The organism is Silvania hatchlandensis (assembly GCF_025564065.1).
GTDB classification, from domain to species: domain Bacteria; phylum Pseudomonadota; class Gammaproteobacteria; order Enterobacterales; family Enterobacteriaceae; genus Enterobacter; species Enterobacter hatchlandensis.
The window spans coordinates 351,943-364,628 of record NZ_JAMGZK010000055.1; the positions used below are offsets into that span (position 1 = coordinate 351,943).

Annotated in this window: 14 protein-coding genes; 6 read left to right on the forward strand and 8 right to left on the reverse strand. The window is 56.6% G+C overall.

Features of this window, described 5'->3' with window-relative positions:
• Nucleotides 1-6: 6 nt before the first annotated feature.
• On the forward strand, nt 7-990 hold the full coding sequence (locus M8014_RS22555) for a type IV pilus twitching motility protein PilT (RefSeq protein ID WP_271284591.1): 984 nt from the start codon (nt 7-9) through the stop codon (nt 988-990).
• A gap of 73 nt (nt 991-1,063) precedes the next feature.
• Nucleotides 1,064-1,756, forward strand: coding sequence for an IclR family transcriptional regulator (locus M8014_RS22560; RefSeq protein ID WP_271284592.1), 693 nt, complete (start codon nt 1,064-1,066; stop codon nt 1,754-1,756).
• A gap of 25 nt (nt 1,757-1,781) precedes the next feature.
• Here M8014_RS22560 and ruvX read toward each other — a convergent pair whose 3' ends face one another.
• The 8 genes from ruvX to metK all read right to left on the reverse strand — a co-directional run bounded on the left by ruvX (nt 1,782) and on the right by metK (nt 8,767).
• Complete coding sequence (gene ruvX, locus M8014_RS22565; protein ID WP_271284593.1) at nt 1,782-2,198, reverse strand: Holliday junction resolvase RuvX; 417 nt, start codon at nt 2,196-2,198, stop codon at nt 1,782-1,784.
• Nucleotides 2,198-2,758 carry a YqgE/AlgH family protein gene (locus M8014_RS22570; RefSeq protein WP_271284594.1) on the reverse strand — a complete coding sequence of 187 codons (561 nt, stop codon included), beginning with the start codon at nt 2,756-2,758 and terminating at the stop codon, nt 2,198-2,200. The genes ruvX and M8014_RS22570 overlap by 1 nt, the downstream gene beginning before the upstream one ends.
• A gap of 87 nt (nt 2,759-2,845) precedes the next feature.
• Nucleotides 2,846-3,793, reverse strand: coding sequence for a glutathione synthase (gene gshB, locus M8014_RS22575; RefSeq protein WP_271284595.1), 948 nt, complete (start codon nt 3,791-3,793; stop codon nt 2,846-2,848).
• 19 nt (nt 3,794-3,812) lie between these two features.
• Complete coding sequence (gene rsmE, locus M8014_RS22580; protein WP_271284596.1) at nt 3,813-4,544, reverse strand: 16S rRNA (uracil(1498)-N(3))-methyltransferase; 732 nt, start codon at nt 4,542-4,544, stop codon at nt 3,813-3,815.
• Nucleotides 4,545-4,632: 88 nt separating this feature from the next.
• Nucleotides 4,633-5,340, reverse strand: a complete 708-nt coding sequence (endA, locus tag M8014_RS22585) for a deoxyribonuclease I (RefSeq protein WP_271284597.1) — start codon at nt 5,338-5,340, stop codon at nt 4,633-4,635.
• Between the two features lie 94 nt (nt 5,341-5,434).
• Nucleotides 5,435-5,932 carry a SprT family zinc-dependent metalloprotease gene (locus M8014_RS22590; protein WP_271284598.1) on the reverse strand — a complete coding sequence of 166 codons (498 nt, stop codon included), beginning with the start codon at nt 5,930-5,932 and terminating at the stop codon, nt 5,435-5,437.
• Between the two features lie 72 nt (nt 5,933-6,004).
• Nucleotides 6,005-7,402 carry a galactose/proton symporter gene (gene galP / locus M8014_RS22595; RefSeq protein ID WP_271284599.1) on the reverse strand — a complete coding sequence of 466 codons (1,398 nt, stop codon included), beginning with the start codon at nt 7,400-7,402 and terminating at the stop codon, nt 6,005-6,007.
• A gap of 210 nt (nt 7,403-7,612) precedes the next feature.
• Nucleotides 7,613-8,767 carry a methionine adenosyltransferase gene (gene metK, locus M8014_RS22600; protein WP_271284600.1) on the reverse strand — a complete coding sequence of 385 codons (1,155 nt, stop codon included), beginning with the start codon at nt 8,765-8,767 and terminating at the stop codon, nt 7,613-7,615.
• A 419-nt stretch (nt 8,768-9,186) separates the two neighbouring features.
• Here metK and M8014_RS22915 point away from each other — a divergent pair, with 419 nt between their 5' ends.
• The 4 genes from M8014_RS22915 to speB all read left to right on the forward strand — a co-directional run bounded on the left by M8014_RS22915 (nt 9,187) and on the right by speB (nt 12,655).
• On the forward strand, nt 9,187-9,339 hold the full coding sequence (locus tag M8014_RS22915; protein ID WP_418939626.1) for a hypothetical protein: 153 nt from the start codon (nt 9,187-9,189) through the stop codon (nt 9,337-9,339).
• Between the two features lie 87 nt (nt 9,340-9,426).
• Entirely contained in the window at nt 9,427-9,558 is a 132-nt protein-coding gene (gene yqgB, locus M8014_RS22605) for an acid stress response protein YqgB (protein WP_336264866.1), read from the forward strand.
• An 8-nt stretch (nt 9,559-9,566) separates the two neighbouring features.
• Nucleotides 9,567-11,543 carry a biosynthetic arginine decarboxylase gene (gene speA / locus M8014_RS22610; RefSeq protein ID WP_271284601.1) on the forward strand — a complete coding sequence of 659 codons (1,977 nt, stop codon included), beginning with the start codon at nt 9,567-9,569 and terminating at the stop codon, nt 11,541-11,543.
• A 191-nt stretch (nt 11,544-11,734) separates the two neighbouring features.
• Entirely contained in the window at nt 11,735-12,655 is a 921-nt protein-coding gene (gene speB, locus M8014_RS22615) for an agmatinase (RefSeq protein WP_025757725.1), read from the forward strand.
• The last annotated feature ends 31 nt before the right edge of the window (nt 12,656-12,686 follow it).

The following is a 12,686-nucleotide window of genomic DNA, read 5'->3' on the forward strand; positions in this document are numbered from 1 at the left end:
CGTTATATGGATATGGAAGAAATTGTGGCCCTTAGTGTAAAGCATAACGTGTCGGATCTACACCTGTGCAGTAATGCGCCGCCTCGCTGGCGACGGCGGGGCAAAATGGAGTTGGCGCCTTTTCCGGGGCCGGACGTCGTCGCGCTGATAAAAAGCTGGCTCAGCGATAAACAGCAGGGGGCATGGTGCACCTGCGGGCAGGTGGATTTTGCCGTGACGCTGCAGAATCAACAGCGCCTGCGCGGCAGCGCTTTTGCTCATACGCAGGGCTGCTCGCTGGCGCTCCGGCTGCTACCGGAACACTGTCCGCAGCTGCGGTCGTTGGGTACGCCGCGGGCGTTACCCGAGCTGCTGGCCAGCGATAACGGCCTGATTCTGGTGACGGGCGCCACAGGCAGCGGTAAATCGACCACCCTTGCGGCGATGGTCGATTTTCTTAACTGCTCCAGCGACGGGCATATCCTGACCCTGGAAGATCCGGTGGAGTTTATCCATCAGAGCAAGCGCAGCCTGGTCCAGCAGCGGGAGATTGGCCTGCACTGCCCGACGTTTGCCGAGGCACTTCGCGCCGCACTGCGTGAAGATCCCGACGTCATTCTGCTGGGTGAACTGCGCGACAGCGAAACTATCCGTCTTGCGCTGACGGCAGCGGAGACGGGTCATCTGGTGCTGGCGACGCTACATACCCGTGGCGCGGCACAGGCCATCGAACGGCTGGTGGATGCCTTTCCCGCTCAGGAAAAAGATCCTGTGCGTAAACAGCTGGCGGGAAGCCTGTGTGCGGTGCTGGCGCAAAAGCTGGAGCGGGATAACCAGCAGGGGCGTGTCGCCCTGTTTGAACTGCTGATCAATACCCCTGCGGCGGCAAATTTGATCCGCGAAGGCAAAAGCTATCAGCTGCCCGGGGTGATTCAGACCGGGCTGCAGGCAGGGATGCAAAATTTTGAGCAGAGCCTCGCCGAGAGAAGGGCGCAGGGGCGGCTGGGGTAAACCGCGCCATACCTTGTATCCTGCGGCGCTGGCGGTAGAATCAGACTCTGACCTGCACTCACAGAAAACGGCTATGTCATCCCAACCGAATCAAAGTCTGATTGACGGCATTCGCTGTCTGCAATATCTGGTCTCCAGCGGCCGCGCCATCGGTTGTCGTGAACTTGCGCGGCTGATGGGGATCAACACCACAAGGGTGAACCGCCTGCTGATGTCGATGGCCTCCATTGGCCTGACCATGCAGGATGAACAGCGGCGCTATCTGCCCGGCCCCGGCATTCATGCCCTGGCGGCGCAGGCGATCCGGGGTTCGGAGCTGTTTTCCCGCGCGCTGCCGCAGCTGGAACGTCTGGCACCGCGCGATATCGTGGTGGCGTTGGGCGTGCTGTGGGAGGATCAGGTGATTTATATCTGGCACTCGGTGCCCGGGAGCCAGACTAGCCAGGCGTTGGCCGGTTACCATATGTTGCCTGCGTGGCAATCGGTTATTGGGATGTCACTGCTGGCCGCCGAAACGGACGCAGCATTAATACCGCGCTTTAGCCCGGAACAGTGGCAACAGCTTGCCCCACACGTTGCGCAGCAGCGCCAGCAGGGGCGAGTTATCTGGCATCATGACGACGGCGAGGTCTCAATGGCGCAGCCGGTGGGTGCCCATCATGCCGCGCTGGCGTTTGCTGGCATGTGGAATATTGACGAGCAGAGCATCCAGAGCCGTCTTGCTGCGCTGACGGCGCTCAACGGCAAACTGCTGGACATGTCGTGAGTGCGGGCACTCCTTCGGGCAGGGTTCAGTAACCCTGTTCGAAGAAGCTTTCGAGGATGATCACTGCGGAGGCGGAGTCAACGCTGCCTTTGTTGAGGGCGCGAAAACCACCATGCTCAAACAGGCCTGCGCGGGCTTCGACCGTGCTCAGGCGTTCATCGTGCAGCTTGATCGCCACGCCAAAACGACCGTGGATCTTATTGGCAAAATTACGCGCCCTGGCGGTCAGCGGCTGTTCGGTGCCATCCATGTTTAAGGGCAGACCAACGATCACGGCCTCTGGCTGCCACTCTTTTAACAGACGCTCAATCAGATTCCAGTCCGGGGTGCCGTTTTGCGCCTTGATGGCCGTCAGCGGGCGGGCGGTGCCGGTAATACGCTGACCAATCGCCACACCGATACTTTTGGTGCCGAAATCAAATGCGAGGAGAGTACCGCTCATCAGGCATGCCCCGCTACGCCAGGCATGGTCTGGATATCGATGCCAATCAGTTTTGCTGCATCACGCCAGCGATCGGCGATCGGGGTTTTAAACAGAATGTTTAAGTCCGCAGGTGCCGTCAGCCACGCGTTGTCGAGGATCTCCTGCTCAAGCTGGCCTTTTTCCCATGAGGCATAGCCAAGCGCCACCAGCACGTCGGTAGGGTGGTTTTCCGTACCCAGCGTCTCCAGCACGTCGCGGGAGGTGGTGATAACGGTGTTGTCCGAAATACGGATGCTGGAAGCGAAGCCCGGCGGCGTATGCAAAATAAAGCCACGTTCTTCGGCCAGCGGGCCACCCAGCATAACCGGTTTGTCGAGGCGAATTTCAGGCACGCGCGCGTCCTGGGAAATTTTTAACTTTTCCAGAATGCCTTCAACGGTAAGATTTTCCAGCGGTTTATTGATGATGATACCCATCGCGCCATCATCGCTGTATTCGCAGATATAAACGACTGAACGACGGAAAATCGGATCCTGGAGAGCAGGCATGGCAATAAGAAAGTGATGCTGTAAATTCATTGTCAGAGATCTGTTTCCTGGTTTAAAAAGCGACAGCACCCAGTATGCGTAGAAACCCGGATACTGTCACTAACAGTATTGGCTGTGTTATTGCTTCAGACGTTTTTCAATCGCGTCCATCAGCATGCCGGTAATAGAGACCGGGAATTCCGCTTCGATCTCGCGAATACAGGTTGGGCTGGTGACATTCACTTCCGTCAGGCGATCGCCAATGATGTCGAGGCCGACAAAGATAAGCCCTTTGGCCTTCAGCATTGGGCCGACGCGGCGGGCAATTTCCCAGTCGCTTTCGGTCAATGGACGCGGCTCACCGCGGCCACCGGCAGCCAGGTTCCCACGGGTTTCGCCACCCTGCGGAATACGCGCCAGGCAGTAGGGCACCGGCTCGCCGTCCACCACCAGCACGCGCTTGTCGCCATCAACAATGGCTGGAATATAGTTCTGCGCCATACAGTAGCGTGAGCCATGCTCGGTCAGGGTTTCGGCGATTACGCCCAGGTTTGGGTCACCCTCTTTGACGCGGAAAATGGACGCGCCGCCCATTCCATCCAGCGGTTTCAGGATGATATCGCCGTGCTTCTGCCAGAAGGCTTTCAGCTGGGCCTTGTTGCGCGTGACCAGCGTGTCAGGCGTCAGATCAGAGAACCAGGCGGTGTAGAGCTTCTCGTTGCAGTCACGCAGGCTCTGCGGTTTGTTAACGATCAGGGTGCCTTTCTCTTCTGCACGCTCGAGAATATAGGTGCAGTAGATAAATTCGGTGTCAAACGGCGGATCTTTACGCATCAGGATGACATCGAGTTCAGCAAGGGGCAGATCCTGCTCGGAGCCAAATTCATACCATTTATCGTAATTCTGCTCGACGTTGACGATGCGGGTGCGCGCCCGGGCTTCGCCGTTAATCAGGTAAAGGTCGCTCATCTCCATATAGTGGAGCTGATAGCCGCGACGTTGCGCTTCCAGCAGCATAGCGAAGCTGGAATCTTTCTTGATATTGATGCTTGCGATGGGGTCCATCACGATGCCGAGCTTAATCATTGTCTTCTCCGTTAATGCTTCAACCTAAATCGCCAAAACGCACCTGCAGGGCAGTAATGGCGGTCAGCGCGGTGGTTTCAGTACGCAGAACGCGGGGTCCCAACAGAATATCAGTAAACTGGTAGCGTGCGGTCATGGCGATTTCATCCGCCGACAGACCGCCTTCCGGGCCAATCAGCAGCCGCACGCGCTCAACCGGCAGCGGCAGCGTATTGATGCTGGCGCTGGCGCGGGGATGCAGGTTGAGCTTCAGGCCCTGCTCCTCTTCGGCACACCAGGCTTCGAGATCCATCGCCGGGCGGATCTCCGGAACGCGGTTGCGGCCGGACTGTTCGCAGGCGGCAACGGCGATTTTTTGCCACTGCTGGAGCTTCTTGTTCAGACGTTCGGCATCCAGTTTAACGCCACAGCGCTCAGAAAAAAGTGGCGTAATGAGGCTTACACCCAGTTCGATCGATTTCTGGATAGTGAATTCCATTTTTTCGCCACGGGACATCACCTGACCCAGGTGAATATGCAGCGGCGATTCACGATCGTCGATTTCGCCACGCAGGATGCTGACCTGCACGCTTTTTTTATCGGCGCGGGTAATTTCGGCGTCAAAGACCTGGTTTGAACCATCAAACAGCTGAATCGCCTGGCCTGCGCCCATCCGCAGCACGCGGCCAACGTGGTTGGCGGCCTCTTCGGACAGGGCAATTTCACTGCCTGCGGTAATCAGTTCCGGGTGATAAATACGGGGAATGCGCATAGTCAAAGAATTCCATCGATCTGCCCCCTCAGCCCTGTGGGGAGAAGGTGAGGGCGAGGGGCGAATAAACAATTCCCGCTAGTGTAGGTTAGCTCTTTTGCGCCTGGCAAGCGCGCTGCACGTATGGGTTATGATTCCCCTGTACTTTGGCGATACGCTCATCGCGCTGACACTCCCAGTCCGTCACCGGATACAGTTTGTCCCAGGCGTTAAACAGCTGGGTTTGCTGGCGCGAGAGGGTGAGTTCATAGCGATCGCGCATATAGAAGTAGGTCCGGGCGATGCTGCCGCGCGCGCGGACCGGCGGCTCGGCGAGCTTCTCTTTAAAATCTACCTTCATGGCGCACTGGCCATACTGGCCTTCGCCGCCATTCCACTGGCTGTACATAAAGTTGCCGCGATCGCCATTCACCTCGCCCACCGCAGGCTGCAGGTTATGCATGTCGATCTCCATCTTGCGGTAGCCAGGATCGTTGTTGCAGTTTTTACGCCCGCCGTCCTGCCAGCACTGACGCTGGTGGCCGAACTGCCATGCCGGAACCACATGTTCCCATTCAATTCGGCTGGCGCGGTTCTCATTTTTACGCACTTTGTAGCCGCAGGACGCAAGATCCACGACCCCTTTTTTACCCTGCCAGTTAATTTTGCAGCCGCAGTAAAAATCGCCCGCAACGTCGGCGTTGACCTTAACGCCAGCAGCTTTGGCTTGAGAGAAACTGTTGATACCGTCGGCCAGCGCATGGCCTGAAAATGCCGTCGCCAGAAAGGCGACCGCGAGAGAGAAATTACGGGACATCGTGAACTCCGTGTCAAAACGAGCCCGCAACGTAGCGAATGTTGTTCTGGTATGCAATCAGTCAGATCATGAAAGTTCCTGATGATTCCGTCGGTTACTCGGCAATAAGCGGTTCACCGCACTTTACGCAGCGGTAGGTGGCTTCTTTGCGCACCACCCGGTTATGACGGCGCACGGTAAGCTGGTGCTGCTGACACCCGCAGCGGTAGGGGAAGGTATTGCGTTGAACGGAATCCAGCTCGAACTGATGCGTGCGGCGCGCCGGGACGCCGAGCACCGCTTCCATCATCCACTTCCACTCTTTGCCGTGGGGGGCGACGCGGCCAAAGTGCTTCCACACCAGCAGATGCGCCAGCTCGTGTGGGACCACTTCGTCGATAAAGGCCTGCTGGTTTTCCAGCAGCAGTACGGGGTTCAGGCGGATCTCGTACGCTTCCAGCCAGGCGGTTCCCGCTGCGGTGCCGCGCTGCTGCCAGACCAGTTTCGGTTCCGGGTAGTTCCGGGCGAGCTTCAGGTTAGCCTGCGCCAGTTTGTCGCGCAGGCAGCGCTTGAGAGCGTGCTGGAGCGCAATGGGAAGACGGGGTGTTTTCATAGGGGCAGAGCATAGAGCGTGCGGCGGGGCGGTGCAAGGGGCTTCCTCCCGGGCGGGAGGAAGCCTGGTCCATCAGTCGTGGGCGCCGATTTCGCGCAGCGGACGGCCTTTCATCAGGTTGCGTTCGATATGTTCCAGCGACACATGTTTGGTTTCAGGAACCAGCCACAGAGTCAGGACGATAAACAGCAGGTTCAGACCCCCATACACCCAGAAGGTGTTGGCATTGCCCAGCGTGTCGAGCATGGTCAGGAAGGTGGCGCCGACGATCATGTTGGCTATCCAGTTGGTGGCGGTGGAGCAGGTGATGCCAAAGTCGCGGCCTTTCAGAGGCTGGATCTCAGAACACAGCACCCAAATCAGCGGACCTGCGCTCATCGCAAAGCCGGTGATAAACATCAGCAGCATGCCTACCGCAAAGTACTGAGCGGTGGTTGAGTGGATGCCCATATGCATCATCGTTCCCAGCACCCCCATTCCTACCGCCATCACCAGGAAGCCCAGCGTCAGGGTTGGTTTACGGCCCCAGCGATCCACCAGGCCGATGGCGATGAAGGTCGCCAGCACGTTGGTCAGGCCGACGATCACCGTGCCCCACATCTGCTCGGTGGTGTTGGTGTATCCCGCCAGCTCAAAGATTTTGGGCGCGTAATACATGATGACGTTCATCCCGGTGAACTGCTGCATCACCTGCAGCAGCACACCGAGGAATACCGCCCGACGGAAGTTGCTGTTCTCTTTAAACAGTGCCCAGCCGCTCTGCTTAACCTTCAGGCTTTCGCGAATCTCATCCAGCTCGTTTTTCGCTTCGGCACGGGTGTCGCGCAGGCGCAGTAACACACGTTCTGCATCGTTAAAGCGCCGTTTGGCGGCGAACCAGCGGGGGCTGTCCGGCAGGAAGAAGACGCCAATCAGCAGCAGGATCGCCGGGATTATGATCACCCCCAGCATCCAGCGCCATGCTCCGCTGTAGCTGAACGCGGTATCGGAAAGATAGGCCCCGAGAATACCGATGGTGATCATCAGCTGGTACATGGAGATCATGCTGCCGCGAATTTTCTCCGGCGCGATCTCGGACAAGTACAGCGGGGCAGTGTAAGAGGCGACCCCGACCGCCAGACCCAGCAATACGCGGGAGGCAATCAGCACTTCAACGTTAGGGGCAGCGGCGGAAAAGAGCGAGCCCGCCACGAACAGGATCGCACCAATCATCAGGCTTTTCTTACGCCCGAGTTTGAAGGAGAGCCAGCCGCTGCCGACCGCGCCGACCGCGGCACCGAACATCATCGAGCTGACCACCCACTCCTGGGTATGGGCGGTTATCTGGAATTCATCGGTAATAAAGGGCAGCGCACCGGCAATAACGCCAATATCCAGACCGAAAAGTAATCCTGCCAGTGCGGCGAGGAAGCAGACAAAAAACGTCATTGTCCTGTTGGACGTCCGCCCGTGTTTATTATTGTCAGGCATTCAGCCCTCCCTGTGGGTTAGTTGTTTTGTCATTGTAAAGATTTGATTAGGAAACAGTAAAAATATGTCAGAGAGGCGGGGGTGACAAAGAGAGTAATCCGAAAGGGCGCGGAGTTTGTCTTGATGTAAGCGATTTCAGGCGGGGGTACGAGCGGCAGAAAAGCAAAAAGCCAGCACGAGGCTGGCTTTTTCACACAAGCGGTCAGTCGATTACTTCAGACCGGCGGCTTCACGCAGCTGAGCCGCTTTGTCGGTTTTTTCCCATGGGAAATGTTCACGACCAAAGTGACCGTAGGCAGCGGTTTCTTTGTAGATTGGGTGCAGCAGGTCAAGCATCTGGATCAGACCGTATGGACGCAGGTCGAAGAACTCGCGCACCAGCAGGGTCAGTTGCTCCGTAGGCACTTTTTCAGTACCGAAGGTTTCAACCATGATGGAGGTTGGCTCTGCCACGCCGATGGCGTAGGACACCTGGATTTCACAGCGGTCAGCCAGGCCTGCAGCAACGATGTTTTTCGCCACATAGCGTGCTGCGTAGGCTGCAGAACGGTCAACTTTAGACGGATCCTTACCAGAGAATGCGCCGCCACCGTGACGCGCCATGCCGCCGTAGGTATCAACAATGATTTTACGACCGGTCAGGCCGCAGTCGCCCATTGGTCCACCGATAACAAAGCGGCCGGTTGGGTTGATGAAGAATTTAGTCGACGTATTCAGCCACTCGGTCGGCAGAACCGGCTTGATGATCTCTTCCATCACTGCTTCCTGCAGGGATTTCTGATCGATGTCTTCAGAATGCTGAGTCGACAGAACGACCGCATCGATACCGACAATTTTGCCGTCATCGTACTGGAAGGTGACCTGGCTTTTTGCATCCGGGCGCAGCCACGGCAGAGAGCCGTTTTTACGCACTTCAGCCTGACGCTGCACCAGACGGTGAGCATAGGTGATTGGCGCTGGCATCAGCACGTCAGTTTCGTTGGTTGCATAGCCAAACATCAGGCCCTGGTCGCCCGCACCCTGTTCCAGCGGATCGGCACGGTCAACGCCCTGGTTGATGTCCGGGGACTGTTTGCCAATGGCGCTCAGTACGGCGCACGAGTTGGCATCAAAGCCCATATCAGAATGCACATAGCCGATTTCACGCACGGTGTTACGGGTGATCTCTTCGATATCAACCCAGGCACTGGTGGTGATTTCACCGCCAACCATTACCATGCCGGTTTTGACATAGGTTTCACAGGCTACGCGCGCTTTCGGATCCTGCTCGAGGATCGCATCCAGCACCGCATCGGAGATTTGGTCAGCAATTTTATCAGGATGTCCTTCTGATACGGACTCGGACGTAAACAGGTGTTTTGCCATGTTTTAATTTACCTAAGGAGAATTTGGTTAGCTCAAACTGTTGTGTGGGATAGCCATAGCAGCGTTTTCTACCAGGACTTACAGACGATGACACTGGCAGTCTGAGTGTTAATCAGTATAGATGGATTAACATCTGGACGGCTATTTTAGGTCACTTCTTCGCCCGATTTCCAGCTTTTTTTGAATCCGCTCTCACGGCATTGAAAACCCGGCTGGAAATTTTTCCTGACGGTGCTGGCAATGCTCACATTTATATTTTGCATTTTCCCGGTCATGTCGGTATAAAACGCGGCGCGCGGCTCATACAAAAAGCACACGACGTTACTGCGTGTCGCCACTTCCAGCCGGGTAAAGCAGTGAATTTTTAGCTTTAACTTGTCGCGAGTTTACGTAAGCTTGCGTGGAGGTGAGTCGAGATAATGAACCGTCGTTTTCTGCTTAATTCGTTCTGCCCTTCAGGTCGGAACCTGTTCCCCGCCATTCGCATGTCTAATCTGCAAACCTGCCGATGTTATACCCATCTCGGCGCTTCTCAGGATTCCAGGGCCGGTATTACGCCTTGTGAAGAATGAACAAGGGCGCTCTTGTTAATACAAGAGTTTTCTCGTGGTTTCGCCGGACCTTGTCATACAGAGTTCGGATACGTGTTTTACAATGATATGAATAAGAAACCGGTCGCACGACCCGACTTTCAGCATTCTGTGCTGGATAAGTGGTCGGTTAATGGGTTGTTATCGCAGATTAACGCTGCGATAGTAGTCAACTGTTTTACACTGAATAGTCAGTTTTGAGGTTCGCTATGTCTGACGACATGTCTTCGGTTTCGCCTTCGTCAGCAGGCGAACAGGGTGTACTACGTTCTATGCAGGAGGTTGCGATGAGCTCCCAGGAAGCCAGCAAGATGCTGCGCACTTACAATATTGCCTGGTGGGGCAATAATTATTACGACGTCAACGAGCTGGGCCACATCAGCGTTTGCCCTGATCCTGACGTACCGGAAGCGCGCGTCGATCTCGCCAAACTGGTGAAAGCCCGTGAAGCGCAGGGCCAGCGTTTGCCTGCACTGTTCTGCTTCCCGCAGATCCTGCAACATCGCCTGCGTTCGATTAACGCTGCCTTCAAGCGCGCGCGTGAATCCTACGGCTATAACGGCGACTATTTCCTGGTCTATCCGATCAAGGTTAATCAGCACCGTCGCGTCATTGAATCCCTGATTCACTCCGGTGAACCGCTGGGACTGGAAGCCGGTTCCAAAGCGGAACTGATGGCGGTTCTGGCCCACGCGGGCATGACCCGGTCGGTGATCGTCTGTAACGGCTATAAAGACCGTGAATACATTCGTCTGGCACTGATTGGCGAGAAGATGGGCCACAAGGTCTATCTGGTCATCGAGAAGATGTCTGAAATCGCTATCGTACTGGACGAGGCCGAGCGCCTGAACGTGGTGCCGCGCCTTGGCGTGCGTGCGCGTCTGGCCTCCCAGGGCTCCGGTAAATGGCAGTCCTCCGGCGGTGAAAAATCCAAATTCGGCCTTGCGGCGAATCAGGTTCTGCAGCTGGTCGAAATCATGCGCGAGAAGGGGCGTCTGGACAGTATTCAGCTGCTGCACTTCCACCTCGGCTCACAGATGGCTAACATCCGCGACATCGCCACCGGCGTGCGCGAATCAGCACGCTTTTACGTTGAGTTGCACAAGCTCGGCGTCAACATTCAGTGCTTCGACGTCGGCGGCGGTCTGGGCGTGGACTATGAAGGGACCCGCTCGCAGTCTGACTGCTCGGTGAACTATGGCCTGAACGAATACGCCAACAACATCATCTGGGCGATTGGCGATGCCTGTGAAGAGAATGGTCTGCCGCACCCCACGGTGATCACCGAGTCCGGTCGCGCCGTTACCGCACACCATACCGTGCTGGTGTCGAACATCATCGGCGTTGAGCGCAACGAATATACCGAAGCGACACCGCCTGCTGACGATGCGCCGCGTGCGCTGCAAAGCATGTGGGAAACCTGGCAGGAGATGCATGAGCCGGGCACCCGTCGTTCGCTGCGCGAATGGCTGCACGACAGCCAGATGGATCTGCACGATATTCACATCGGCTACTCTTCCGGTACGTTCAGTCTGCAGGAACGCGCGTGGGCAGAGCAGCTGTACCTGAACATGTGCCATGAAGTGCAGAAGCAGCTCGACCCGAGCAACCGTGCGCACCGTCCGATTATCGACGAGCTGCAGGAACGTATGGCGGACAAAATGTACGTCAACTTCTCGCTGTTCCAGTCGATGCCGGATGCCTGGGGTATCGATCAGCTGTTCCCGGTGATGCCGCTGGAAGGGCTGAATCAGATCCCTGAGCGCCGTGCGGTGCTGCTGGATATCACCTGCGATTCCGACGGGGCTATCGATCACTACATTGATGGGGACGGTATCGCGACCACCATGCCAATGCCGGAGTACGACCCGGAGAACCCGCCAATGCTGGGCTTCTTTATGGTTGGTGCGTATCAGGAAATTCTGGGCAATATGCACAACCTGTTCGGTGATACCGAGGCGGTTGACGTGTTTGTCTTCCCTGACGGCAACGTGGAAGTGGAACTCTCTGACGAGGGTGACACCGTGGCGGATATGCTGCAGTACGTTCAGCTCGATCCGAAAAAACTGCTGACCCAGTTCCGCGATCAGGTGAAAAAGACCGATCTGGACGCCGCGTTGCAGCAGCAGTTCCTGGAAGAGTTCGAAGCCGGGCTGTACGGATACACGTATCTGGAAGACGAGTAAGCCTTGATGCCCGGTGGCGCTGCGCTGGCCGGGCCTGCGAGTTATACTCACTTGAACCCGTATGAATTAGCGGCGATAATTCGCCGCAACAGCACTATTCGAATCAATCCCTTCCTCGTCGGGCTTAACGACGCGGAGGGGATTTTTTTTCATCTATTTTTAATGCACCGACGTTATAAAGAGGTCAGGACATGAGCACTTTAGGTCATCAGTACGATAACTCTCTGGTATCTAACGCTTTTGGATTTTTACGCCTTCCAATGAACTTCCAGCCGTACGACAGCGATGCGGACTGGGTGATCACCGGCGTGCCGTTTGATATGGCGACCTCCGGTCGCGCCGGTGGCCGCCACGGCCCGGCAGCTATCCGCCAGGTTTCCACTAACCTGGCCTGGGAGCATAACCGCTTCCCGTGGAACTTCGACATGCGCGAGCGCCTGAACGTGGTTGACTGCGGTGACCTGGTGTATGCCTTTGGCGATGCGCGTGAAATGAGTGAAAAGCTGCAGGCTCACGCAGAGAAACTGCTGGCTGCCGGTAAGCGCATGCTCTCTTTCGGCGGTGACCATTTTGTTACGCTGCCACTGCTGCGCGCCCATGCGAAGCACTTCGGTAAAATGGCGCTGGTGCACTTCGATGCCCATACCGACACTTACGCGAACGGCTGCGAATTCGACCACGGCACCATGTTCTTCACCGCACCGAACGAAGGCCTGATCGATCCGAACCACTCCGTGCAGATCGGCATTCGTACCGAGTTTGATAAAGACAACGGCTTTACGGTGCTGGACGCCTGCCAGGTGAACGATCGCGGCGTGGACGACATCATCGCTCAGGTGAAGCAGATTGTCGGCGACATGCCGGTTTATCTGACCTTCGACATCGACTGTCTGGATCCGGCGTTTGCTCCGGGTACCGGCACGCCGGTGATCGGTGGCCTGACTTCCGATCGCGCCATTAAGCTGGTACGCGGTCTGAAAGATCTGAACATCGTCGGTATGGATGTGGTGGAAGTGGCGCCGGCTTACGATCAGTCTGAGATCACTGCGCTGGCTGCAGCGACGCTGGCACTGGAAATGCTGTACATCCAGGCAGCGAAAAAAGGCGAGTAAGTGATGAGGCAGGCCGGGTAGCAGTTAGCGT

Coding starts and splice junctions, on each gene's coding strand:
- metK (WP_271284600.1), bottom strand. CDS start 8,767: ATGGCAAAACACCTGTTTACGTCCGAGTCCGTATCAGAAGGACATCCT.
- rsmE (WP_271284596.1), bottom strand. CDS start 4,544: ATGCGCATTCCCCGTATTTATCACCCGGAACTGATTACCGCAGGCAGT.
- speB (WP_025757725.1), top strand. CDS start 11,735: ATGAGCACTTTAGGTCATCAGTACGATAACTCTCTGGTATCTAACGCT.
- M8014_RS22560 (WP_271284592.1), top strand. CDS start 1,064: ATGTCATCCCAACCGAATCAAAGTCTGATTGACGGCATTCGCTGTCTG.
- ruvX (WP_271284593.1), bottom strand. CDS start 2,198: ATGAGCGGTACTCTCCTCGCATTTGATTTCGGCACCAAAAGTATCGGT.
- endA (WP_271284597.1), bottom strand. CDS start 5,340: ATGTCCCGTAATTTCTCTCTCGCGGTCGCCTTTCTGGCGACGGCATTT.
- M8014_RS22915 (WP_418939626.1), top strand. CDS start 9,187: ATGAACCGTCGTTTTCTGCTTAATTCGTTCTGCCCTTCAGGTCGGAAC.
- speA (WP_271284601.1), top strand. CDS start 9,567: ATGTCTGACGACATGTCTTCGGTTTCGCCTTCGTCAGCAGGCGAACAG.
- galP (WP_271284599.1), bottom strand. CDS start 7,402: ATGCCTGACAATAATAAACACGGGCGGACGTCCAACAGGACAATGACG.
- M8014_RS22590 (WP_271284598.1), bottom strand. CDS start 5,932: ATGAAAACACCCCGTCTTCCCATTGCGCTCCAGCACGCTCTCAAGCGC.
- M8014_RS22555 (WP_271284591.1), top strand. CDS start 7: ATGGATATGGAAGAAATTGTGGCCCTTAGTGTAAAGCATAACGTGTCG.
- M8014_RS22570 (WP_271284594.1), bottom strand. CDS start 2,758: ATGAATTTACAGCATCACTTTCTTATTGCCATGCCTGCTCTCCAGGAT.
- gshB (WP_271284595.1), bottom strand. CDS start 3,793: ATGATTAAGCTCGGCATCGTGATGGACCCCATCGCAAGCATCAATATC.
- yqgB (WP_336264866.1), top strand. CDS start 9,427: ATGAATAAGAAACCGGTCGCACGACCCGACTTTCAGCATTCTGTGCTG.